Here is a 23,435-nt window from a genome sequence, read left to right as displayed (position 1 = left end):
TGAATACACGATTATTTCCCTTCATTTTTTGTCTCCAGCACTTTTGTTTCTGAAGTTTTAGTTTCAGGTGTCGGTATAGGGGTTGTATTTACAGCTTGGACAGGTTTGCTGTTTAAAGGCGCACCAACAGCAATATCGCACCTGTGGTTGGGCTGGCCGTGAGGTGGGTTCAAACCCTTCCCGGTTTTTATCGCTACAGCTTGCTTTACTGCTGGCTGCGCGGTAACTATCTGCGTTGGTTTACTATCAAGAGGAGCACCAACAGCAATATCGCATCTGTGACCAGGTTCTCCGTGTTTAGGATTTAGTTTTTTACCTGAAGTATTTATTACAGGAGGCGCTGGAATGGTTACTGGCTGTGAACTAACACTTTTTTGTGGTTGAACTGCAGCTGTTTGGTGTAATGGCGCGCCAACAGCCAATGCACAGGTATGCCCAGCTTCGCCATGCGGCGGATTGAAAATAAGGTTGGTTTTAGCTTGCTGTGTTGCGGGCTGAACGGTATTGCTTTTTTGGAGTCCCTGTATTCCGGTTGGAGTTGGAATAACCGCCTGAGTAGTTTCTTTCTTTTCGCTATTGCAGGCACAAAGAACAGCGATGACTAATAGGTAAAAGGTGTTTTTCATGGCGCTGAATTTAGTTTACCCAAATATGGCGAAATTAATTTATGCCTAAAAACTCTTTTCTATTCTTTCTAACTGTTTGAGATGGTGTTTTAAATGAATTTCGATAAATCTTAACCATTGTTTGGCATTTAAGTAGCCTAGCCGTGGGTGTTTTGTTTTACAATCGGCTTTTGCATGGGCAATTGTGGGGTAATTATCATCAAGACCTTTTTCAAACTCCAAAATAAAATCGAGCGCTTCTGTTTTGCTGATTTTTTTAACACGCTCGGCCAGTCTTTTCGGAACTTTATACTTTTTTGACGGCGGCAGGGTACCTAAAAGCAAAATCAGTTTTACAATAAAAAGTGTGGGTTTGTTTTCACCTTTGCCACTTGCGGCGCGTTCGAGTGCAATTAAGGAGAGCAGGCTTGAATCGAAAATATGCGAATATACTTCACTGTAACTCCAGCCAGCATTGGGTGGAGTGATTTGAAAAATATCTTCAGAATAGTGAGATAATTTCGATTTATAGGCATCGACAATTTTATGTATCGATGCCTTAATTTTTGCAGCCGTCATTTAATAAAGATAAGCTGAATTACTGTTTCTCCAAATATTTTAAGAAATCGTCCTTATTAGACGGAAAAACAAAAATATCGGATAAGATAAAATAGTTCTGCGGGTCGGCAACGTTTTTATAAAGGTTGCGGGCTACCTTCAAACGTTCGTCATCAAAGGTAAAAGATTTTAAGAGTACCCTCGCCTGAGCGCTCAGCAGTGACGAATTTTTGCTCACCACATTTATCATTCTTAATCTTCCATCATCAAAACTTTCCCTTCTGTATTGCGTTAAAAAGGTCTGAAAAGCTTCGTCAGATAGTAATCTGTAATTCAACTCGGGCTGTAGCGGTAGGGGCGGAATGATCCCTGTATTATAGTCTCCGGTATAGCCGTCAAAATCATTAAGCGCATACTGTCTGTTCCGGTAGATCGTTAGCTGCTTTAAAGTAATTAACTGCTTATCTTCCAAACTTAAAACTAGCCTTTGTTGTGGAACAACTCTTATTCTCTGTTTCAAGATTACTGTATTGCCCTGAATAATAGATAGCATTGGTGCGGTATTGTATACATCGTAAAAACGGAACCTGCCATTGGCTGATGCAACAAGTTCATCGTCTAAATACACGTTATACTTGCCTGGATTAACAATTTGCAGGAATACTTCAGCAGAACTGCGGTTGTTTTGAGCGAAACTTAGGGTAGCAAAAAGCATTGCCAATCCTAAAAAGATGGTTTTCTTCATTTTAATTAAGGTTTCATTTGTGTGTGTGTTAAACTAATGCCAAATGAATGCCAAAACCAAACAAAAAGGAGGAGATTAAAAAAGTTTTAACAACTCTTCGAGGTGAATAATTTCTTTCTGCACATCATTGGGCTTCTCTTTTTGTAAAGGATTAAAAAATATCGCTTCCATACCGAAGTTTAATGCACCGTAAATATCGGCTTCAAGGCTGTCGCCAATCATAATACTTTCTGCCTTTAAGGCTTTGGCCTTATCTAATGCATATTCGAAAATAATAGGATTGGGTTTGTTTACGCCAACATCTTCTGATATGATGACGTTTTTAAAATAAGGATTAAGGTTCGATAGGTTCATTTTGGTTAAGGTTGTTTCCTTAAACCCGTTAGAAATGATATGCAGGGTATATTTTTGCTTTAGATAACCCAAAACATTTTCTGCCCCTTCGAACAGGTTGGTTTTAGTTGGCGAAATATTTACATAATCATCCTCAAATTGATGTGGAACGGCATCAGGGTGAACACCCAGTTGAATAAACGTTTTGCTAAAGCGCTCTGATCTTAAAAAATCTTTGGTGATTTTTCCTAAGTGATAATCAGCCCATAACTGATGGTTATTTTTGGTATAAGTGGTGATAAAATCTGCACACGATTTTAAGCCGAGCTCCTCTAGTTTATAAGTTTGGTATAGCTCATTTAATGTTTCTTCGGCATTGCGGTCAAAATCCCAAATCGTGTGGTCAAGGTCGAAGAAAATGTGCTTTTTCATGAGTGGTGATTTTCACAAAGGTAGCCTAATGATTTTTGATTTATAAATAATCGGCAACTTTTGCGTTTAGCTCTTCAATAAGTTCTTCATCCATATACTGATACTCATCCGGGATATTGAGTGTAATAATTTCCTTTTCGTAGGTTTCTTCAGGAAAACGTTCAATGATCCTTTGTTTATGCTTTTTCTCCATCGCAAAGATGAGATCGGCCCAGATGATTAGTTTTTCACTGATTTTAATCCTGGCCGATGGCGCTGTTCCCGCTGACCTCACCTGATGATCGGGATGGTTTTTGTAGATGTTTTCGGCAGTGGCGCTACGCCATTTGTTCTGCTGCATACAAAGAGAATGTTCACTGGCTCTGGGCTTAAGGCTAAGGACTTTGGACTAAAAATTAAACCTTCTCTCCATAGGCTAAATCCCCGGCATCGCCAAGCCCCGGCACGATGTAGGATTTACTGGTCATTTCTTCGTCGATTGCGCCAAGCCAAAGTTTTGCTTTAGGTAAATTGGCGCGTACATGCGAAACACCTTCGGTACTGGCTATTGCGGCAACGATATGAAGTTCTGCAATTTTGTAACGGTTGATCAGTTCTTTACAGCACATCACCATGCTTTGTCCCGTTGCCAACATTGGGTCGGCCATAATCAAAACTTTTCCTTCTAAATCCGGGGTAGAAATGTAGTCCATCTGAATCACAAAATCGCCGCTCTTCTTTACTTTTCGGTAAGCAGAAATAAAACAACATTCGGCTTTGTCGAAGATGTTAAGCAAGCCTTGCTGAAGTGGCAAACCGGCCCGGAGTATGGTAGCTAAAACGGGCTGCTGAGTTAAAACCTCACAAGACGATACACCTAAAGGGGTTACGATTTCTTGAATGGTATATTCCAATGATTTGCTGATTTCGTAGGCAAAAAACTCACCAAGCCTTTCCATATTTTTGCGGAAACGCATCGAGTCTTTCTGGATGTTTTCATCCCGAAGTTCGGCAATAAAGGTATTGGCGATAGATTTTGTCTTGCTTACATCAAAAATCATAATAATGTTTCCGGTATCTTACAGGTTTATTCCAGTGGGACGTTTAATTACTAAAATTAGCAATTTTAAGCCGGATAAATTAAATTAAAATCAATTTCCCGCGTAATCGAGCATTTCTTTAAACAGCGACTTTAGTTTTTTGTATTTTGCATTTGAAGACAGGCTTTTTAGGCTCCAACTGCTATAAAAGGCACCGTTTACCACCTTCACTGCACTGATATATTGGTGTAGTGTTTTAGTGGCTGCCTCATGTGTTAAAAACTGAAGAATATAATCGGTGAGGCAGTAAGAATTAACGATTAAAGGGGTTACTTTTTCGAGCTGAAGATCGTACCAGTTAAATGGCGTACAGGTTCCGGCCCTAAAACCAGCTACATTACTATAGCCCATAGAATAATCGGAAGTAATACCGGAATTAAGAATATTTAAATAACAAATGGGGAATTTTAATACTTCTAACTGCTGACTACTTACAGGTGCGGTGTTTGGGTTGATTTTTTTGAGTTTAACTAGGCCTTCTTTAATCTCGAGCATTTTTTGCTTATCGCTGGCACAAGGTCTTAATAATCCAACTGACTGATTGCTAAGTGTTTTTGAAACACCGTTTATCCTGATATAATTTATCGGCACGTCAGGGAAATCGACAAAATAAAGAGGATTACTTTTTTTTGAAGAAAATAGCTGGTTTACCTCACCCAAAACCTGCTCATTATTAATTCCTACCCCTGTTAACCTGTCAAATTTCGAGCTCAGGTAATTGTTTTCTTTTTTAAAGACGGCACTAAAAATAAATTTGGCCCTATTTAATAATCCCTCGGGTAGGTTGGGCAAAACATTGAAGTGAATGGTTGGCTGGTGCTGGAATTTCTTTTCGTGGAACTTAAAATGTGGATGTTTTTTTTTGATCAAACTTTTAATGATCAATGCCCATTCATCAATAATCGGTTTATCTAAAATCTTCCATTTATGCTGATGGCTTTTTGATGGCTTAAATTCTTCTTCGTTTTTTTTTGGATAAAAATATTCTTCATATCGGCTTAATATAAAAAATGAGGCAGCAAAAACATCAAATGGCAGGGTTGATTGTGCAACCGGAAAAGGAGCCTGATATTCGCCAAAAGGAATCGTTTTTGGCTTAATTTCTTCTAATTTATTGGAGAAGAGTAAAGCGGTATGCTTAAAGAAAAGTTCCTCACCTAATGGCTCTTCGCCATAACTGATTTTGATATGCTCACTCTGTAGAAAATATTGGCGATTGCCCGTAAATTCTAATTCTGTTTTAAGAATATCTTTAAAAATAAAGTTAAAGATATATTTTATCCGAGGCGTTAATATGTTGGAGAAGATGATTAGATGCATAACTTATTTTAATAACACGGTATTTAAAAAAAGATTACAAGAAATATTTCTCAGCAGATATTAACTTTAATAATATTGCCTCTAAAATTAACGGTAATTTAACATTGAGCCGTAATTTAATACAAAAATTACAATTAAAAGTTTGCTGTGAACTTTTTTTCAGGGTAAAGGATTTTTGTGCTTTTACGGTTGGAGCCTTTTACAATATGTACAATGCTCATCTGATCATCAAACATGTCATATAAAATAGTATCGTTCACCTCAACAGATTTTATAGACGGAATTTTCTCTACCTCAAGATAAATATTAGTGGCCTCATGATCGATCTCAAATCCGATGTAGTTCATGGCAACAGCTTTCCCATTGGCTTTTAGTTGTAAATGAGAAAGTAGATATTTTTTTACCAATTCATCCATGGCATTCTTCATATTCGGATTGCTCAGGTCGGTTTTCTGTTTGTATAATCTGGCTAAAATTGCCTCAAAGTCGTCAGAAAAGATTTTACAGCTTACTTCTAAAGTTTTATCCTTCGCATTAAAGCTTACTTCTGTTGTACTTAAATGTAATGGATGTTTTATTCCTGCTCCAACGGAAAAAAAAGCAACAAACAAAAGCAAAAAGCTATATTTTAATTTACGTATCAACATATTTAAATCTTTTCTTAAAAGGGTTAAGGAGGGCAAAGTTAACAGATAATCAGTCTACTTGTTAAATGTAATTAAGGTGTTGTGTCCACATTGTTCTAAATGCAAGTGCCTGAAATTTAAGCTGGCAAATATTTTACTTAGTTTCTTATGTGATGGATGAACATGCATAAGCTTAATGTTAAAATTTTCATTGAGCCAATAACTCATTTTAATGGCCAATTTTCTAAATCCTGATTCTTTTTCAAGTTCTTCCTGAAGAAACTTCTCATTGTTAACCACAATAAAACCATACCCATTTTTTTTAATTAATTTATAGATGCATTTTGCAAACCGGTAATCGTTGATGCAGTAATACCAACATATACGATTAAAAATAACATCGAACTTGCCATGGGCTTCTTCTAAATAACCCAATGAAAAATCTACCATTATATTCTCGTCTTTAGCTTTAGCTTTTGCTATGGTTAAGTAATTCCGGCTAATGTCGTGCCAGGTCACTTTTGCACCCCTCCTGGCAAATTCGATACTATATTGCCCCGGACCGGCACCCAGATCAAGTAAAGTTTTGTTTTCGAAATCACCTAAATGGCTTTTTATGACCTCTATTATTTCATTGTCAATTTTTTTGTATTCATTTGCTGCATATTTTTCTGCAAAAGCTTTTGGAACCGGATCGAAACCTTTTTCTGGTTTTTGCAGATAATATTTAAGACAAAGCATAGTATCAGATAGAAGACCAATAGTTGTAAGTACCAAGTTACTGTATTGGCGATGTATATGAAACAACAATTTTGTTTACAACTGTAAACCCTGTTATTTGTGATAAAATTTCATCAAAAAGTATTAAATGCGCTAAAAATTAGTAACAAATTTGGTATTTATGGGTTTGTTTGAATGATATTTAGGCTTTTTGTAATTAAAAATATAATTTTAGCTATTGTAAACTATTTTATTCTCAATAGTTAGCTTTTTATTCATGCCGTTACAAGATTTTATCTTTTATTTTAAATTGGGTTGGGCGCACATTATCAGTGCCGATGCTTTAGATCACCAGCTGTTTATTTTGGCACTGGTTGCTATTTATAGTTATGTCAATTTAAAACAGGTGCTCATACTGGTTACGGCCTTTACCATTGGTCATTCATTTACCTTACTTTTAAGTGTATTAGATATTATCAGGTTTGATAGCAGGTGGGTAGAGTTCTTAATTCCCTGTACCATTGTAATTACCGCAATCAGCAATTTGTTCAGAAAGAATTTCTCCTTAAAATCAATCAAGATCAATTATTTTTTGGCACTTGGCTTTGGGCTAATCCATGGAATGGGTTTTGCAAACTCCATCCGGATAATGCTGGCCAAAGATCAGAATATTGGCTGTGGCCTATTTGGGTTTAATGTAGGCTTAGAAGCCGGACAGGTTTTTATGGTGATCTTCATCCTTTTAATTACCTTTTTAATTTTTAATTATACTCGCATAAAGCGCATAAGCTGGGTTTTATTTATATCAGCAGCCGTATTTAGCCTGGCTTTAAAAATGGCTTTAGAACGAATTCCTTTTTAATAAACTGTATAATGAATAAACTATTTACTTTAACCGGCCTGCTATTCTTTTCTGGTAGTGTGGCTATGGCCCAAAACATTCAGAATAACCCAGGGAGCAACCATGGGAATAAGTTTGAGCAATTGGGCACCATTTTACCGACACCTAACGAACAACGTACAGCCAGCGGAGCGCCGGGCGTTAAATACTGGCAGCAACGTGCCGATTATAACATCAAATGCGAGCTGGATGAAAAAAATCTGTTGTTAACGGGATCTGAAACGATCACTTACACCAACAACTCTCCCGATCCATTAACTTATATCTGGTTGCAGCTTGATGAAAATGAGCATAGCACGGATAGAAATGCCAATTATCAGGATGCGACTAAAATGCCTGCTCCCGGAAATACTAAAAATTTAGATCAGTTAATTGCAACAGGAAATAACGGATATGGAATAAATATTACCAAATTAACCGATGCAACCGGCAAAAACTTACCTTATACGGTTAATAAAACCATGATGAGGGTTGATTTGCCAGTTGCGCTGAGAACTGGGCAAAAATTTATCTTCAATATCGATTGGAACTATAAAATTTCTGACCGGATGAGTGTTGGTGGCCGTGGAGGTTATGAGTTTTTTCCAGCCGATGGAAACTACCTGTTTACCATGACCCAGTGGTACCCACGCTTGTGTGTATACAGCGATTTTCAGGGATGGCAGAACCATCAATTTACCGGTAGAGGTGAGTTTGCCTTAACCTTTGGCGATTTTAAAGTTCAAATGACAGTTCCAGCTGATCACCTTGTGGGTTCAACAGGAGAGTGTATCAATTATAGCGCTGTTTTAAATCCCACGCAATTAAGTAGGTATAATTCTGCTAAAACTGCGGCCGCGCCGGTAGAAATCCAAACCTTGGCTGAAGCTAAACTGGCGGAAACCAAAAAATCTACAGCTAAAAAAACATGGGTTTTTAATGCGAATAATGTCCGCGATTTTGCCTGGACATCTTCCCGCAAGTTTATCTGGGATGCGATGCCTCAAAAAATTCAGGCCAATAACAATACTGTAATGTGTATGAGTTTTTATGGAAAGGAAGCATACAACCTTTACAGCAAGTTTTCTACCCGTGCGGTGGCGCATACCATTAAAACCTACTCAGATTTTACTATCCCTTATCCTTATCCGGTTGCACAAAGTATTGAGGCTGCAAACGGAATGGAATACCCAATGATCTGCTTTAACTATGGCCGCACAGATACTGATGGTACATACAGCGAAAGCACTAAAAATGGGATGTTAGGTGTAATTATTCACGAGGTTGGACACAACTTCTTCCCGATGATTATAAATAGTGATGAACGCCAATGGACCTGGATGGATGAAGGACTAAATTCTTTTGTAGAGTATTTAACCGAAGAACTCTGGGATAACAAATTTCCAAGTAAAAAAGGGCCGGCATATACCATTGTTGATTACATGAAACTGCCTAAAGACGAGTTGGAACCAATTATGACCAACTCTGAAAATATTGCCCGTTTCGGTCCGAATGCCTATTCGAAGCCTGCTACCGGCTTAAATATCCTTCGCGAAACCATCATGGGAAGAGAACTTTTCGATTATGCATTTAAGGAATATTCGAGAAGATGGGCTTTTAAACATCCAGAGCCTGCTGATCTTTTCCGTACCATGGAAGATGCCAGCGGTGAAGATTTAGATTGGTTTTGGAGAGGCTGGTTTTACGGAACCGATCCCTGCGATATATCTTTAGATAGTGTGAAATTTGCAAAAGCCGATTTTCCTAAAGATTTACCGGAAGCCAAATCGAAAATGGTTAAAATTGATAAACCCGCTGTTAATGCCTTTGAAGATATTTCGAAAATCAGAAACCGTGAGGATAAGAAGATTAATTTTTATGTAGATAAAACTCCTGGAGCACAAGATTTCTATTATAAATACGACAGAGGAATGGTTACTGTTGATACCACTGTTGCTACCAAAACCGAAACGGCTGCAACATTAGAAGCTGTTCCTTCGGCTGAACAGGACAAATATGGCAACAAATTTCTTTACGAATTAAGCTTTAGCAACAGAGGAGGCTTGGTAATGCCGATCATTGTTGAATTTACGTATAAAGACGGAACAAAGGAAATAGACCGTATTCCGGCGCAGATTTGGAGACATAATGAATTGAAAACAGCTAAGTTCTATGTTAAAAACAAAGAAGTAGCCTCTATTTTAATTGATCCATTACGCGAAACCGCAGATATTGATACTTCAAATAATACTTGGGGCGGTAAAGCAAAAGAAAGTAAGTTTAAGGTATATAAAACCAAAGCGGGTGGAACAGTAAGAGGCCAATCGGTTGGTAAAAACCCAATGCAGGCCGCAGCGGGTAAATAGCCGCATTATATCCTGAGCAATCGTCATTCCCAACTTGATTGGAAATCGTAATGCCTTAGTAGTATTTGTAGGTGGTATTAAGATTCTCGCTTTCGCGAGAATGACGATCGCTCTTGGAATCTGTCAATCGTAGCTTGTGGAAAGGATTGTGTATAGCTCAGACGTGATAAAGACCCTGAAATGAATTCAGGGTGACGACGATGGAGAAGATCCCCGTTGAATTTCAACGGGGATCTTATTGTATCTGAGGTAAAATATCCAATAGAAAATTCTTCAGGTTTGTTACCGTTATATCATTTGAAGATAGGTAAGTTTCGCTTTTTGGAGTGATAATATATTTGTACTTTGGTTCAAGATCTTTGGTGCAGTTTATAAAACCTTGAGATACTGTTGGCGCATTTGATAATTTAATTTCGATACATGCAAGTGGTGTAATTCCCTGTACAAGAACCAAATCGCATTCTGCCCCTCTTTGAGTCCGATAAAAAAAAGTTCTGTTTGTTTTTCTTTTATTTGATAAATCTGTTCAACTACGTAGCCTTCCCAAGAAGCTCCTATTCCTGGATGGCCAAATAAGTCACTATAGCTGGGGATATTTAATAACCTATGAAGAATCCCTGTGTCTCTGGTATATGTTTTTGATGATTTAACCAGACGTTTTTTTGCATTAACAAACCATGGTTGTAATCTTCTGATCAAAAAACCTCCCTCTAAAAAATCTAGATACCTGTTAACGGTTGGTGCACTAACGCCTAACGATCTTGCAAACGATTCGCCATTAAATAGGTTCCCATTTAAAAAATGTATGCTTTTGTGTTGTAAATCAAAAGTATAACTTTTGATTTACAACATTGATATCCTTTTGTAGAGCTTATGCTCAATTTTTGTTTTATAGCTTATTGTATTTAGATAATAGATGAAAACGCATAATTACTAATTTTCCTGACTTTAGCCTGTTTTACTCTTTGCGGCTTAAACCGTATATTTCCTCCCAGCCGTTTATGTTTTTATAAGCGGAGGAGAGAACATTAAAATTGATTTAAAGATCAATTTTAACTAAGTTTGATATACCCATGAAATTTAAAATCACCTCAGAATATCAACCTACCGGAGATCAGCCAAACGCGATAAAACAATTGGTAGATGGCGTAAATGCCAACGAACATTATCAAACTTTATTAGGCGTTACGGGATCTGGAAAAACATTTACGATAGCCAATGTGATTGAGCAGACGCAAAAACCTACCCTGATTTTGAGTCACAATAAAACTTTGGCAGCGCAGCTTTATGGCGAGTTCAAAAATTTCTTCCCTGAAAACTCGGTGAATTATTTTGTTTCTTATTACGATTACTATCAGCCAGAAGCTTTTATCGCATCAAGCAATACTTATATCGAAAAAGACTTGAGCATAAACGAAGAGATTGAAAAACTCCGGTTACGCACTACTTCTTCGTTAATGAGCGGTAGGCGTGATATTATCGTGGTATCATCCATCTCCTGTATTTATGGTATGGGCAATCCGGAAGATTTTTCGCGGATGGTTTTCCGTTTTGGTGTGGGCTTAAGGATTTCGAGGAATGCATTTTTGCATAACTTAGTTGAGATTTTATATTCCAGAACCACAACAGACTTTAAACGCGGAACCTTTAGGGTTAAAGGCGATACGGTAGATATTTTTCCAGCCTATCTTGATCACGCTTACCGCATTTCTTTTTTCGGTGATGATATTGAAGAACTTTCTTCTATTGATCCGGTTTCTGGAAAAACGATAGAAAAATTAGAAGATATGGCCATTTATCCGGCCAACCTTTTCGTTACCCCGAAAGATAGGTTTAATTCCTCGATCTGGGGTATACAGGAAGAACTGGAAATCCGTAAGAACCAATTGATTGCCGATAGACACTTATTGGAAGCTAAAAGACTAGAAGAGCGGACCAATTTCGATATCGAAATGATGAAAGAATTAGGTTATTGCTCAGGTATCGAAAACTATTCTCGTTTCTTTGATGGCAGACAGCCAGGCATGCGCCCTTTCTGTTTGCTGGATTATTTTCCTGATGATTATTTAATGGTAATTGACGAAAGTCACGTTACCGTTCCGCAGATTAGGGCTATGTATGGTGGAGATAGATCGAGGAAATTATCTTTGGTTGAATATGGTTTCCGTTTGCCGGCTGCACTTGATAACCGACCTTTGAACTTTAACGAATTCGAAGCCCTTGCACCACAAACCATTTATGTAAGCGCTACTCCAGCCGAATATGAGTTGGAAAAATCAGAAGGTGTGGTGGTGGAGCAGGTAATTAGGCCAACCGGATTATTAGACCCTGTTATAGAGATTAGGCCTGCCATTAACCAGGTTGATGATCTTTTAGATGAAATAGACATTACCATAAAAGATGGCGGACGTATTCTGGTTACTACGCTAACCAAGCGCATGGCTGAAGAATTGACAAAATATCTTGATCGCTTAAACATCAAAACCAGGTATATCCACTCAGAAATTAAAACCCTTGAACGCGTAGAAATTCTTCGTGGTTTACGTTTAGGAGAATTTGATGTATTGGTGGGCATTAACCTTTTACGTGAAGGCTTGGATTTGCCAGAGGTTACCTTGGTTGCTATTCTAGATGCAGATAAAGAAGGTTTCTTACGGTCTGAAAAATCGCTCATCCAAACCATCGGCCGTGCGGCCCGTAACGATAAGGGCCGTGTAATTATGTATGCTGATGGCATTACGGAAAGTATGGAAAAAACCATCTCTGAAACGAACAGGCGTAGAGATATACAGATTGCTTACAACCTTGAAAATGGCATTACCCCAAAAACGGTCGGAAAATCGAGAGAAGCCATTTTAGAACAGACTTCAGTACTTGATTTCTCGCAAAAAGCTAGTGATAATAAAGCAAGGGCTTACGTTGAAAATGCAGAAATCAGTATTGCAGCAGATCCAATTGTACAGTACATGGGTAAAGCTGAGCTGCAAAGGGCAATCGATACAACCCGTAAGGATATGCAAAAAGCAGCAAAAGACATGGACTTTTTACAGGCAGCAAAACTGCGCGATGAAATGTTTGCCCTAGAGAAAATGTTCAACGAAAAATTCGGCAAGTAACGATTTGGTTTTAAAGATTGATTTTTAGATAATTTGAGTTAGAATTGCAGTTCAATAAGTTATCTAAAAATCATCAAATGAAATCCCTAAAACTAGTCACGCTGATCGTACTCGGCGTAATGGGGCTAAAAAGTTATGCCCAAAATATTACAGCCATTTCCCTCCCACTTGGAGGTAATGCCTACAGTTCTTTACATGAGGATTCAGAAAGAACATTATCCAACAGGGGAATTGTAAACTGGTCTGATCCGAAAGAATATTTTACAGCCTATTTTAGAGTTTCTAAACCTGGTACCATAACGGTATCATTAAGCGATAAACCTTTGGTCGATGGGCAATCAGTTCTGGAATTCGCCATCAACAACCAATCTAAAAAGGTGAGTTTCGATGAAACCAAGCCATTTGACGGTAAAATTGGCGAGTGGACAATTAAAGATACAGGTTATATAGCCTTAACGATTAAAGGAATAAGCAAAAGTGCAGGCAGATTTCCTTCGATAGAAACCTTATCTATTGGCGGGACAGCTACCGAAGGCAAAACAGCTTACGTTAAAAACAATGAAGGCAACTTTTTTCATTGGGGCAGACGCGGGCCGTCGGTTCACCTGAACTATCAGCAACCTGAAAATGTAAATGCAGCGTGGTATTATAACGAAGTAACTGTACCAAAGGGCGAAGATATCTTAGGTTCTTATTTTATGGCGAACGGATTTGGTGAAGGCTATTTCGGTATGCAGGTAAATAGTCCAACCGAACGGCATATCCTGTTTTCGGTATGGAGCCCTTTCAATACCGACGATCCTAAAAGTATTCCAGAATCGCATAAAATTAAAATGCTTAAGAAAGGCGAAGGCGTACACACGGGAGAATTTGGTAACGAAGGTGCTGGAGGCCAGAGCTACCTGAACTACATGTGGAAAGCAGGAAACACCTATAAATTCTTGTTGCATGGTGTACCTGGAAAAGATAGCCTAACCACATATACGGCCTATTTCTTTGCCCCTGAAACCAATAAATGGCAACTGATTGCCAGTTTTACCAGGCCGCAAACTAAAACCTATTTAAAACGCTTCCATTCCTTTTTAGAAAATTTCTCTCCTGTACAGGGCGATCTATCGCGAAAAGTTTTCTTTGATAACCAATGGATCTGCGATGATAAAGGAACGTGGACTGAATTAAAATCTGCGCGCTTTACTACCGACAATACAGGAGCAAAAGGATATCGGATGGATTACCAGGGAGGAGTAGATAAGGGTGCCTTTTATTTAAAAAATGGTGGCTTTTTTAACGATTATACCACACCAAGAAAAATCTTTACCAGAAGTACTACAGGTAAGAAACCTGAAATAGATTTTAGTAAATTACCTTAACATTCAAAATAATTATGGAATTTTGAAATTTTCATCATCATCTTAATTACAGCACAATGGACGGGCAAAACAGAAAAGATATTTATCCGGGGCTAGAGGTCGGAATTATTTTGAAGAAAGATCAGCGATCTGGAAACATCACTTATGGCGTGGTGAAAGATCTGCTTACTTCATCAGCATTTCATTCCAGAGGGATAAAAGTGAGGCTCGAAGATGGTCAGGTTGGCCGCGTAGCTGAAATAGTTGAAGATTAATAGGGATATAAAACCTTTTTGGCTTATTTACGTATTATATTGTAATCAAATTGCAATTAAAGGCAGAAAAAGTAACAAAATAAATTTTATGACGTCTATATTTGTAACAACAGTAATTTAAAGAATGGCATTAGTAAAATTCATTTTCATCACAATATTGGTACTTTGGCTGATCAGAATGTTGATTAGGTTAATTCTGCCAATGCTGTTTAATAACCTGGCCAGCAAAATGCAAAGTCAGGCTACAGGACAGCAACAACAAAGACGGTCAAAACCTGAAGGCTCTATTTCGATAGATTATATGCCTCCAAAACCCGATCAAAGTAAAACAGATAAACTCGGCGACTTCGTAGACTACGAAGAAGTGAAATAAAACTGAACCCTGAACTTGCTTCAGGGTTTTTTATTAAAATCCAAGATGCAGTTAGTTTATAATACATCTTACCTTTCAGCTTGAAGTTTGATTACCTTATTTCTTTTCTCAATGAGCTTTAACATATAATTTTTAAGAAATATTTTTTCTACAAGCCAGCCTAATAAGCCAAGCGGTGCCTGAAACTCGAAAATATCGGTCATTTCTGTCTGAGAACCCATTATTTTAAACTGGTGTTGGTGATGGAGTTTTTTAAAGGGACCTTTAACCATCTCGTCTACAAAAAATGTTGGGTATTCCATTTTACTGATCTTATTTGTCATTTCGAATGGAATACCAAAATGCTTGGCTCGCCAGGTAACCGATTCATGTAAATTGATCAAACCAGTCTTTTTTCCAGCTATTGCATTTTCTCCAGAAGCTTTCATCGATTGTAAGTGGAGATCGATATTTCTAGATAGATCAAAGCAATGCTCGATTGGCGCATTAATCAATGTTTTTAATATGATTATAGGCATATGCTTATTCCTTTTAGTCTTTTTGCTATCTGACCCTGCTCACCGCACCTTGCCTTTTGTTTTGGTCTTTCTGCTTCGCACTTAGCGCGCTCATCGCCTCATCAATTTTTCCGTATTTAAAATCAAATCCACTATTTAGGAGTACTGCTGGTTTAACCCACCTGCTTTTTAAAATCAGTTCCGTTTCCGTTCCGATTATTTTTGCGCCTATGGCCAGTAGCCAGGCTGGAGCAGGCAAGCCAAAGCTGATGCCATAGGCTTTTCTGATGCTGTGCATAAACAGGTGGTTTTTAATTGGCTCGGGTGCGGTACAGTTTATTATGCCTTCAATCTCATTGTGGTTCAGTAACCATTCAATACTGCCTGCGGCATCTAACTCGTGCACCCAGCTTACATACTGTTCGCCATTGCCCTGTTTACCACCCATGCCCAGTTTGACCAGGTTAAGTAAGCGAGGAAACGCACCATCTTTAATACCTAAAACAATACCCATTCTAAGGGCTATTTTTCGGGTATTGGGCGTATTGGTTTCAAAAAAGTTATTTTCCCAGGCTTTGCAAACTTCAATAGAAAAACCCTCACCGATTTCGCCTGTTAACTCATCTTGAGAATGGTCTTCCGCATGACGATATATAGTGGCAGAAGTAATATTGATCCAAAGTTTTGGTGGATTTTCCATTTCCTCAATCGCTTTGCCCAGTAAATGCGTGGGGATCAATCTTGAATCAAAAATTTCTTTTTTGTTTTTTTCGGTGTACCTGCAGTTTACATTTTTACCGCAAAGGTTAACCAAGAGATCAGCACCTTTCAAGCTTTGGCTCCACTCATCTATGGTTTTACCATCCCATACCAACGTTTTAATATTGCCCGTTTTGGCTTGTGGTTTTCTGGCCAGAATGATCACCTCATCAGCCAGACTGCTAAAATATTGCGCCAATACACCGCCCAAATAACCATTTCCTCCGGCCAGTATAATTTTTCCGTATTTCATGATCATTATAAAATTAAGATTAAACTCAAAACAATTAAGCGGTAAAGCGCCCAGGTAACACTCATCAACCAACCTAGCTTTAATAATTTACTTCTTCGGATATGCGCTAAAAACATCAGTCCCGCAACCATTAGAAAATACAGCAGAAAAAATAAAGGCAGAAAGCTGACATATTTTGCCAGAATTATAATAGGCAAGAGTAAAAGTGAACCTGCGAAAGAAATGGTCATCATATTCCCCAAGTAATCCCAAAGCTTTTCTTTTCTATAAAAGCTAATAATTGCGCCTTGGAAAAATAGCTGGCCGCCACAAATTAAGTATTCGCGGTATCTACTACCTAACGGTACAAAATCGGTAAGCAGATGCTCATAATCTGTTAATATATAAGCAGTAATAGCCCAGGTTAAAAGTAGAAAAGCAATGCGGTAATGGAGTTTAAAAGTTGGCTGTATTGTGTTTTCTTTAACTGCAGCTGGAATAATCACTTTACGGTTGTAAGAAATAAATGCATAAAATTTACGCATCAGGTAAACAAATGGACTAAACAAAAATAAAGGCTTAAAAAAGGGGATAGCGTTTGCGATAATTTTGAACAAACTCTGGATGCCGTAAGTAACTTCGCCTGTTTCGGTATTAACGAGTGCAATTTCATTGGCAACCCTTTGCTTATCTACCAGCGGGCAAATGTTTTGTGGCATTTCCTGGTAGGCCTCACGACCATCTTGAGCCAACATACCTGTTTTTACAAAGGCTTTGGTATAGGCATAACACATTGGGCACTCATTGTCAAATAAAATCACATGGTTCTTAAGCGTTTTCATTTTATTTAAATTTTAATACTTTCAGTAAAAAATGAAAGATATGGTTAAAAAATTAAGCCAAACTTAAGGGTAAGGCTTTTTTGGGTTTAGCGTTTAGTGGTTAGGGTTTATCATTTAAGGTGAATATGTCTTAATACTCGATACTTACTACTTGATACTCAATACTTACTACTCAAATCTAGCTACTCAATACCTCGTACTCACATCTCCCCTCTCAAATCTATTTAAACACTTTCAAAACCGAGCCCCAGAACCAATTCTCTTCTGCTTTAAGCATCGTTTCTAAAGTTTTATCTACGTTGAGGGCAAGTTTGTTAATATCGCTTACCGATTTTTTAAAGGTTTTAAACTCTGGGTCTTTTTCATCACCCGTTACAGTTGACAGTTCATTCAAAACTTTTAAAACAGGCTCTAACTCTCTTTTTTTACGCTCTTTAGCTACCTGGCGGGAAATATTCCAAACATCTTTATCGGCAAAAAAATACTCTTTGCGCTCGCCTGCTTTATGTTGTTTTTCAATTAAGCCCCATCCAATTAAATCGCGGAGTGTCATGTTGGCATTTCCCCTTGAGATACTGAGTGCTTCCATAATTTCTTCGGTGGTAAGCGCTTCAGGAGAAATGAGTAATAACGCATGTACCTGGGCCATCGTGCGATTAATTCCCCATTCGGAGCCTAATTTGCCCCAAGCTTCAATAAATTTTAATTTCGCTGCTGCTAATTCCATAAACAAATATAAGCTTATTTTTAAAGTTTCAATAATTATTGAAACTTTATTTGTTTTGGAAGCTATTTACTTTCTCGTTGTATTTCATCTAGTACCATCTGCCAGTTGCCATCATTGTTATTTACTTTTTTTAACAGTTCAACCTGTGCCCTATCGAAATAAACAGACAGCTTTAATACGGGCAAAGCCAAATCTGGTTTAAACATCGTCCCAGGAGCAAATCCAGGCTCATTGTTCTTTGCTCGGTCGCGGTCGAATTTAACGGTAGTATGCACATATTCTTCGTGTTGTTTTTCACCATTGATGTATGGGATCAACCATTCTACAGATTTTTTGATCGAAGATCCTTTAGGCGACTCGTAAGTATAAAAATTTGGGCCCTTCGCTCTGTCGATCATAATGGCCAACTTTAGCATGGGTTCAAGATCGTAAATGTGATAATGCATGGCATCGCGCTCTTTAAAATCCAAACTTGTTCCGTCAGCATATAGATTGATATTGATGTGGCTTTTTAAATTGCCGATGGTCCACTTAATAAAATCCTGATTGTTTAAGGTGTAACCGATTTCGCCAACTTCTTTTAAGCGGTGTGCATTCCAGTTATTAATGGCAGTGGCTCTCCCTGCTTTCATGCGTTTGCTGTTAATTTCAGCCCAGGCTGTTTCAGTAAGCCATTGTTCAATCTGTTTTTTATCGGTTGTTGAAATATCTTTTTTAATCAGGTCGTAAGCTTCAATGGCTTTATCCAGATTGGTATCGTCAATAGGATCGCCATTTGGTTTATTGATTTTGGCCCATGCGCCAAGAAATTCTACACATTTGTTTAAATATTTTTGGTCACTGGTAATTTTGTATTGTAAAGCCAGCGCAAACATTTTGTTCATATCTGCCAGGGCTAATCTGGTTTTCTCTTTTTTTGGATTACCCTTTAACAATCCTTCGGTTCTGATGGTATCAATTGGGTTGGGTTGTTCGTTTAGATAATTTAATGTCGATTTTTCAAAGCCCAGGTATAGCTTTTTGGTTTCCTCATCATTTTTGATCTGGCTTTTCAGCTTTTTAATTTCATTGGTATTTAAACTTACAATTTGCGAAAACGAAGAAAAAGATAATAAAGCAAGAGCGGTTGTAACGACAAACTTTCTCATAATAAATAGGTTGAATTTTTATTCTTTGCTACAAATCTAATTTTTTATTCAGCATGCATTTAATTTATTACTTTTTTATACCGCCCAATTTTTTATTTTTGACGTTCGTTTAAACTTAAACAAACCTTAATGAATAACTGGTTTAATAAAAATGGCATTCACTTAGCCATTATTGCATTTTTTGTAGTCATCACTTTTGCCTACTTCAGTCCTGTTTTGCAAGGTAAGGCACCACAACAAGGCGATGTTTTACAGGCCAAAGCCATGCAGAAAGAAATTATGGATATTAAGGCTAAAGATGGCAAAGGACCACTTTGGACTAATCAGATGTTTGGCGGTATGCCCGCTTATCAGATCTGGGTACAATATCCGCTTAATATTACCACTTATGGTATTGATGTAATTAAAGGCGTATTTCCTGATCCAGTGGGTACGGTTTTATTATATCTTTTGGGTGCGTATTTATTGTTCTGTGTATTGAAAATAAATCCATGGCTGGCAGCTGCGGGTGCTATTGCCTTTGCATTTACCTCCTATAATTTCATCATTATAGCTGCAGGGCACAGTAATAAAGCTTTGGCCATTGGTTTCTTCGCTCCTATTTTAGCGGCCATCATCCTCATCTTAAGAGGAAGATATTTGGTTGGAGGGAGTTTACTGGCACTGTTTATGGCCTTGGAGATCCGTTCGAACCACATCCAAATGACCTATTATTTATTTATAGCCTTGTTTATTTTAGGCTGTATCGAGCTTTACCATGCCATTAAGGCAAAACAGCTTCAAACATTTGGTAAATCGATCGCTTATATCGTTGCCGGTATTTTCTTATCAGTACTCGTAAACGCGGGTACTTTGTGGACCACTTACGAGTATGGCAAAGAAACTATCCGTGGTAAATCTAATTTAACAACCGATAAGGCTGAACCTGCAAATGGTTTGGATAAAGAGTACGCTTACCAATGGAGCCAGGGTGTTGGCGAGAGTTTCTCTTTCCTGATCCCGAATATTTATGGCGGTGCTAGCAGTATTGATGAAATGATCAAACCTGAAAGCAATACCTATAAAGCTGTAGAGAAAAATCTTCAGGGTGTAGATCCACGTCAGGCCATTGGTTATGTTGCACAGAATTTGGGCACTAACCAGTATTGGGGTAATAAACCAGGTACATCCGGTCCTTATTATTTTGGAGCAATCATTTGTTTCTTGTTCGTTTTCGGTTTGTTTATAGTAAAACACCGTTGGAAATGGTGGATCTTGGGAACCAGTGTTTTGTTGTTGTTTTTATCATTCGGACAAAACCTGCCATTTATCTCAGATATCTTTTTTGATTACCTACCAGGTTACAACAAATTCAGGGCAGTTGAATCTATTCTAGCAGTTGTTGGGTTCTTGGTTCCTTTATTAGCGGTATTGGCCATTAAGGAAGCACAGGATGGTAAATACGATCAAAAATATTTGGTACAGCGGTTAACATGGTCTGCAGGTATAACCGGCGGTTTTGCATTGATCATTGCCGTGATCCCAACTGCGTTTTTCAGCTTTACGCAGGCTAATCAACCACAGATTTTAGATGCTTTAACACAAGCCTTACAAAATAACCGCGCTGCGGCGATGCAGATTTTAAATGGCATAGTTGCTGATCGTGTAGCTTTAGCCCGTGCAGATGCTTTACGTTCGCTATTGTTTATTGCAGTAGGTTTTGGTATTACCTGGGCTTTCATTACCAAAAAGATGAACATGCAATTGGCTTTTGGTTTATTGGCTTTGTTTGTACTGATTGATTTATGGCAGGTAGATCGTAGATATTTAAACAACCAGAATTTTGTAAGCAAATCCGATCTGGACAATCACTATCAGCCAAGAGATGTAGATAATTTTATTGCAGCGGATAAAGATCCAAATTTCAGGGTCTTTGATATGTCATTAGGCGATCCGTTTAAAAGTGCAGAAACTTCATATTTCCATAAGACAGTAGGTGGTTTCCACTCGGCAAGGTTAAAACGTTTTCAGGAGCTGGTAGATAACCAAATGACCAAAAGCATTAATCAGGATGTATTGGATATGTTAAATACCAAGTACATCATTACACAAGATCCTCAAAACGGATCGTATAAAATGCAGCGTAACGCAACGGCTGCTGGTAATGCCTGGTTTGTACAAAGTGTTCAATTTGCCAAAAATGCTGATGAAGAAATGAAGGCCATTAGCAGTTTTGACGCTAAAAAGGAGGCCATTGTTGATGAAAGTTTCAAAAATTCGATCGATACCAAACGTTTGGGAACTGGCCAGGAAGGTTTTATTAAATTAACTAATTATAATCCTGATCACTTAACCTACGAATATTCAACCGCTAAAGATGTAATTGCAGTATTTTCAGAAATATATTATGATAAAGGCTGGAAAATGTATATTGATGGTGTTGAAAAGCCATACTTTAGGGCCGATTACGTTTTACGTGCAGCGCAATTAGAGGCAGGTAACCATAAACTTGAGTTTATTTTCCACCCAACATCGTATTATACTGGAGAGAAAATCTCTTTGGCAGGATCGATCTTGTTGCTTGCCGGATTGGGCTTTGGATTTTATTCAGAAGAAAAGAAGAAAAAGAAAGCAGCTAAAGCTTAATATTTCTTTAAATAGATTTATACCCCACAGGATTTTGATCTTGTGGGGTTTTTTGTTGCCGGTTGCAAATGATTTCTTGCCACGGAAACACAGAAACACGGAATGTCGCCACGGTTTGTCATCCTGAGCCTGTCGAAGGGGACCTTTAAGATGAATTCACTGCGTATCTGTGATTCTGAGTGTTCACACTTGCGATCGTCCTCCTGAACTTGTTTCAGGATCTATAAAGTACAATCAGCCTTAAGTCTTTATTCAATAATCCAAAGTCGATTTCACCCCACGTGTCATCCTGAGCGTAGTCGAAGGACCTTTTAACTAGAGAAAATGTAAAATAGGTGATGGAATGGATTTTGCTTAACCGCTAGCCGCGGGGCCTTCTTTCTTTTGATAGCAAAAGAAACAAAACTACCGGCTCGCATTTTTTTTATTAAAGCCAGTGGATAGGCCTGAACTGTGCCTGCCAAAAAATTGACCATGCCGGTTTAAAAGCGGAACGGAAAACAGTGCTTTGGCCTTACGGAATGGCTATGAAGAATGGAAATAGCGCTGTGCTTAAGAATACTATTTTAGGCCTTTTGCTAACAGACACTAATATCTTACTGTATTCCGCTTTGCGGACCATCTCAGCGATGATGACGGTGGGCAATGAACCAATGACTAATGAACTATTGAACCAAACAGCCCCTTCGAATGTCATTTTAACATTCTTTATCAAATGGAATAATAATTTAACAATGTCGTAACATTTGTTTGATATACAGCGTCTTATCTTTGTAATGTAAATCAGATGATATGTTGGAGTCATTCTTTGCCGTATGCTTATTAATTGTTGTACTTTATTTCTTTAGCCCCTTTGAGGTAAAACTCGATGAGGAAGAGGAGTGGTAACACAGCTAATTTATCTCTGAACTGCTTTAATCGAGCGGTAATAAGATTCTTCCCCCCTAAAATTTCCCGTTTATGGATAAAAGAAATGTCGATGTAGTCGTAATATCCGATGTACATTTAGGCACCTACGGTTGCCATGCAAAAGAACTTTTAAAATACCTTAAGAGTATAAAGCCAAAAACGTTGATTTTAAACGGCGATATCATTGATATCTGGCAGTTTAGCAAAAGTTATTGGCCCGAATCGCACATGAAAGTGATCCGTAAACTGATGAAATTCGTGTCGGAAGGTGTTCAGGTTCACTACCTCACGGGAAATCATGATGAAATGCTCCGCAAATTCGATGGCATGGAAATGGGGACTTTCCACCTTCAGAACAAATTAATCTTAGAACTGGATGGTAAAAAAGCATGGTTTTTTCACGGAGATGTTTTTGATGTTACCATGCAGCATTCTAAATGGCTGGCTAAACTTGGCGCAGTTGGCTACGATACGCTGATCCTCATTAATAGTTTTGTAAACTGGGTACTTACAGCATTTGGAAGAGAGAAGATGAGTTTTTCGAAAAAAATCAAAGCTAAGTTTAAAGATGCCGTTAAGTTCATCAACAGTTTTGAACAAACAGCAGCAGAACTGGCTATCGAAAAAGGTTATCAGTATGTCGTTTGTGGTCATATTCATCAGGCTGAACAGCGCGAAATTGCCACTGAAGAGGGAAAAGTAGTTTACCTGAACAGTGGGGATTGGGTAGAAAGTTTAACCGCTTTAGAGTACGAAAACAAAAGCTGGACGGTGTTTAAGTACGAACATCAGCATTTTACGAAGGATGAATTGGATGAAGGAATCCTTTCTGACGCAGAGGATTTAAAAAGTAAACTCGATATAAATATTCTTTTACAGAATATAAAATATGAAATTGCCCAATAATTTTAGATATTCG

The 23,435-nt window shown here is 38.0% G+C and carries 23 protein-coding genes; 8 read left to right on the top strand and 15 right to left on the bottom strand.

The window, feature by feature from the left end; genetic code table 11:
* Positions 1-11: 11 nt before the first annotated feature.
* The 9 genes from H9N25_RS18800 to H9N25_RS18760 form a co-directional block, all read right to left on the bottom strand.
* Positions 12-626 (bottom strand): hypothetical protein, encoded by a 615-nt coding sequence (locus tag H9N25_RS18800; RefSeq protein ID WP_190326863.1) that lies wholly within the window; start codon positions 624-626, stop codon positions 12-14.
* A gap of 45 nt (positions 627-671) precedes the next feature.
* Positions 672-1,184 carry a DUF1569 domain-containing protein gene (locus H9N25_RS18795; protein ID WP_167295650.1) on the bottom strand — a complete coding sequence of 171 codons (513 nt, stop codon included), beginning with the start codon at positions 1,182-1,184 and terminating at the stop codon, positions 672-674.
* Between the two features lie 19 nt (positions 1,185-1,203).
* Positions 1,204-1,908, bottom strand: coding sequence for a DUF4476 domain-containing protein (locus H9N25_RS18790; RefSeq protein ID WP_190326862.1), 705 nt, complete (start codon positions 1,906-1,908; stop codon positions 1,204-1,206).
* 75 nt (positions 1,909-1,983) lie between these two features.
* Positions 1,984-2,673 carry a YjjG family noncanonical pyrimidine nucleotidase gene (locus tag H9N25_RS18785; protein ID WP_167295648.1) on the bottom strand — a complete coding sequence of 230 codons (690 nt, stop codon included), beginning with the start codon at positions 2,671-2,673 and terminating at the stop codon, positions 1,984-1,986.
* Positions 2,674-2,713: 40 nt separating this feature from the next.
* The gene (locus H9N25_RS18780) at positions 2,714-3,013 is read right to left on the bottom strand and encodes a low molecular weight protein tyrosine phosphatase family protein (RefSeq protein WP_223833436.1); all 300 of its coding nucleotides are present in this window, start codon (positions 3,011-3,013) and stop codon (positions 2,714-2,716) included.
* A 55-nt stretch (positions 3,014-3,068) separates the two neighbouring features.
* Positions 3,069-3,713: a uracil phosphoribosyltransferase gene (gene upp, locus H9N25_RS18775; RefSeq protein WP_167295647.1), complete on the bottom strand. Its 645-nt coding sequence runs from the start codon at positions 3,711-3,713 to the stop codon at positions 3,069-3,071.
* Between the two features lie 90 nt (positions 3,714-3,803).
* Positions 3,804-5,072, bottom strand: a complete 1,269-nt coding sequence (locus H9N25_RS18770; protein WP_190326861.1) for a DUF7033 domain-containing protein — start codon at positions 5,070-5,072, stop codon at positions 3,804-3,806.
* 134 nt (positions 5,073-5,206) lie between these two features.
* Positions 5,207-5,719 (bottom strand): DUF6702 family protein, encoded by a 513-nt coding sequence (locus H9N25_RS18765; RefSeq protein ID WP_190326860.1) that lies wholly within the window; start codon positions 5,717-5,719, stop codon positions 5,207-5,209.
* 54 nt (positions 5,720-5,773) lie between these two features.
* Positions 5,774-6,439: a class I SAM-dependent methyltransferase gene (locus H9N25_RS18760; RefSeq protein WP_190326859.1), complete on the bottom strand. Its 666-nt coding sequence runs from the start codon at positions 6,437-6,439 to the stop codon at positions 5,774-5,776.
* Between the two features lie 256 nt (positions 6,440-6,695).
* Here H9N25_RS18760 and H9N25_RS18755 point away from each other — a divergent pair, with 256 nt between their 5' ends.
* Positions 6,696-7,280, top strand: a complete 585-nt coding sequence (locus tag H9N25_RS18755; RefSeq protein WP_190326858.1) for a HupE/UreJ family protein — start codon at positions 6,696-6,698, stop codon at positions 7,278-7,280.
* Positions 7,281-7,291: 11 nt separating this feature from the next.
* Complete coding sequence (locus H9N25_RS18750) at positions 7,292-9,664, top strand: M1 family metallopeptidase (protein ID WP_190326857.1); 2,373 nt, start codon at positions 7,292-7,294, stop codon at positions 9,662-9,664.
* Positions 9,665-10,033: 369 nt separating this feature from the next.
* Here H9N25_RS18750 and H9N25_RS18745 read toward each other — a convergent pair whose 3' ends face one another.
* Positions 10,034-10,471 carry a DUF4143 domain-containing protein gene (locus H9N25_RS18745; protein ID WP_223833778.1) on the bottom strand — a complete coding sequence of 146 codons (438 nt, stop codon included), beginning with the start codon at positions 10,469-10,471 and terminating at the stop codon, positions 10,034-10,036.
* A gap of 266 nt (positions 10,472-10,737) precedes the next feature.
* On the opposite strand from H9N25_RS18745, the gene uvrB reads away from it, so the two are divergent.
* The 4 genes from uvrB to H9N25_RS18725 all read left to right on the top strand — a co-directional run bounded on the left by uvrB (position 10,738) and on the right by H9N25_RS18725 (position 14,777).
* Positions 10,738-12,780: an excinuclease ABC subunit UvrB gene (gene uvrB / locus H9N25_RS18740; RefSeq protein WP_330221053.1), complete on the top strand. Its 2,043-nt coding sequence runs from the start codon at positions 10,738-10,740 to the stop codon at positions 12,778-12,780.
* A gap of 77 nt (positions 12,781-12,857) precedes the next feature.
* On the top strand, positions 12,858-14,150 hold the full coding sequence (locus tag H9N25_RS18735) for a DUF3472 domain-containing protein (RefSeq protein ID WP_190326856.1): 1,293 nt from the start codon (positions 12,858-12,860) through the stop codon (positions 14,148-14,150).
* Positions 14,151-14,206: 56 nt separating this feature from the next.
* Positions 14,207-14,404, top strand: a complete 198-nt coding sequence (locus H9N25_RS18730; protein WP_090497912.1) for a YwbE family protein — start codon at positions 14,207-14,209, stop codon at positions 14,402-14,404.
* Positions 14,405-14,528: 124 nt separating this feature from the next.
* The gene (locus H9N25_RS18725; protein WP_029278588.1) at positions 14,529-14,777 is read left to right on the top strand and encodes a DUF4834 family protein; all 249 of its coding nucleotides are present in this window, start codon (positions 14,529-14,531) and stop codon (positions 14,775-14,777) included.
* Positions 14,778-14,845: 68 nt separating this feature from the next.
* On the opposite strand, the gene H9N25_RS18720 is transcribed toward H9N25_RS18725, so the two are convergent.
* The 5 genes from H9N25_RS18720 to H9N25_RS18700 form a co-directional block, all read right to left on the bottom strand.
* A complete protein-coding gene (locus H9N25_RS18720; RefSeq protein ID WP_190326855.1) occupies positions 14,846-15,295 on the bottom strand; it encodes an SRPBCC family protein in 450 nt (149 codons plus the stop codon).
* A gap of 25 nt (positions 15,296-15,320) precedes the next feature.
* Entirely contained in the window at positions 15,321-16,286 is a 966-nt protein-coding gene (locus tag H9N25_RS18715) for a TIGR01777 family oxidoreductase (RefSeq protein ID WP_190326854.1), read from the bottom strand.
* Between the two features lie 5 nt (positions 16,287-16,291).
* Positions 16,292-17,107 (bottom strand): DUF393 domain-containing protein, encoded by an 816-nt coding sequence (locus tag H9N25_RS18710; RefSeq protein WP_190326853.1) that lies wholly within the window; start codon positions 17,105-17,107, stop codon positions 16,292-16,294.
* A gap of 220 nt (positions 17,108-17,327) precedes the next feature.
* Positions 17,328-17,834 carry a GbsR/MarR family transcriptional regulator gene (locus H9N25_RS18705; RefSeq protein WP_167295636.1) on the bottom strand — a complete coding sequence of 169 codons (507 nt, stop codon included), beginning with the start codon at positions 17,832-17,834 and terminating at the stop codon, positions 17,328-17,330.
* Between the two features lie 62 nt (positions 17,835-17,896).
* Entirely contained in the window at positions 17,897-18,982 is a 1,086-nt protein-coding gene (locus tag H9N25_RS18700) for an alginate lyase family protein (RefSeq protein WP_190326852.1), read from the bottom strand.
* A gap of 129 nt (positions 18,983-19,111) precedes the next feature.
* Here H9N25_RS18700 and H9N25_RS18695 point away from each other — a divergent pair, with 129 nt between their 5' ends.
* Positions 19,112-21,607, top strand: coding sequence for a YfhO family protein (locus H9N25_RS18695; protein WP_190326851.1), 2,496 nt, complete (start codon positions 19,112-19,114; stop codon positions 21,605-21,607).
* A 960-nt stretch (positions 21,608-22,567) separates the two neighbouring features.
* Entirely contained in the window at positions 22,568-23,422 is an 855-nt protein-coding gene (locus H9N25_RS18690; protein WP_167295633.1) for a UDP-2,3-diacylglucosamine diphosphatase, read from the top strand.
* The last annotated feature ends 13 nt before the right edge of the window (positions 23,423-23,435 follow it).

The sequence above is a fragment of the Pedobacter riviphilus genome, from assembly GCF_014692875.1.
In the GTDB taxonomy this organism is placed as follows: domain Bacteria; phylum Bacteroidota; class Bacteroidia; order Sphingobacteriales; family Sphingobacteriaceae; genus Pedobacter; species Pedobacter riviphilus.
Note: the sequence above shows the minus strand (reverse complement) of the source record. Positions and strands in the feature narration are given on the sequence as shown.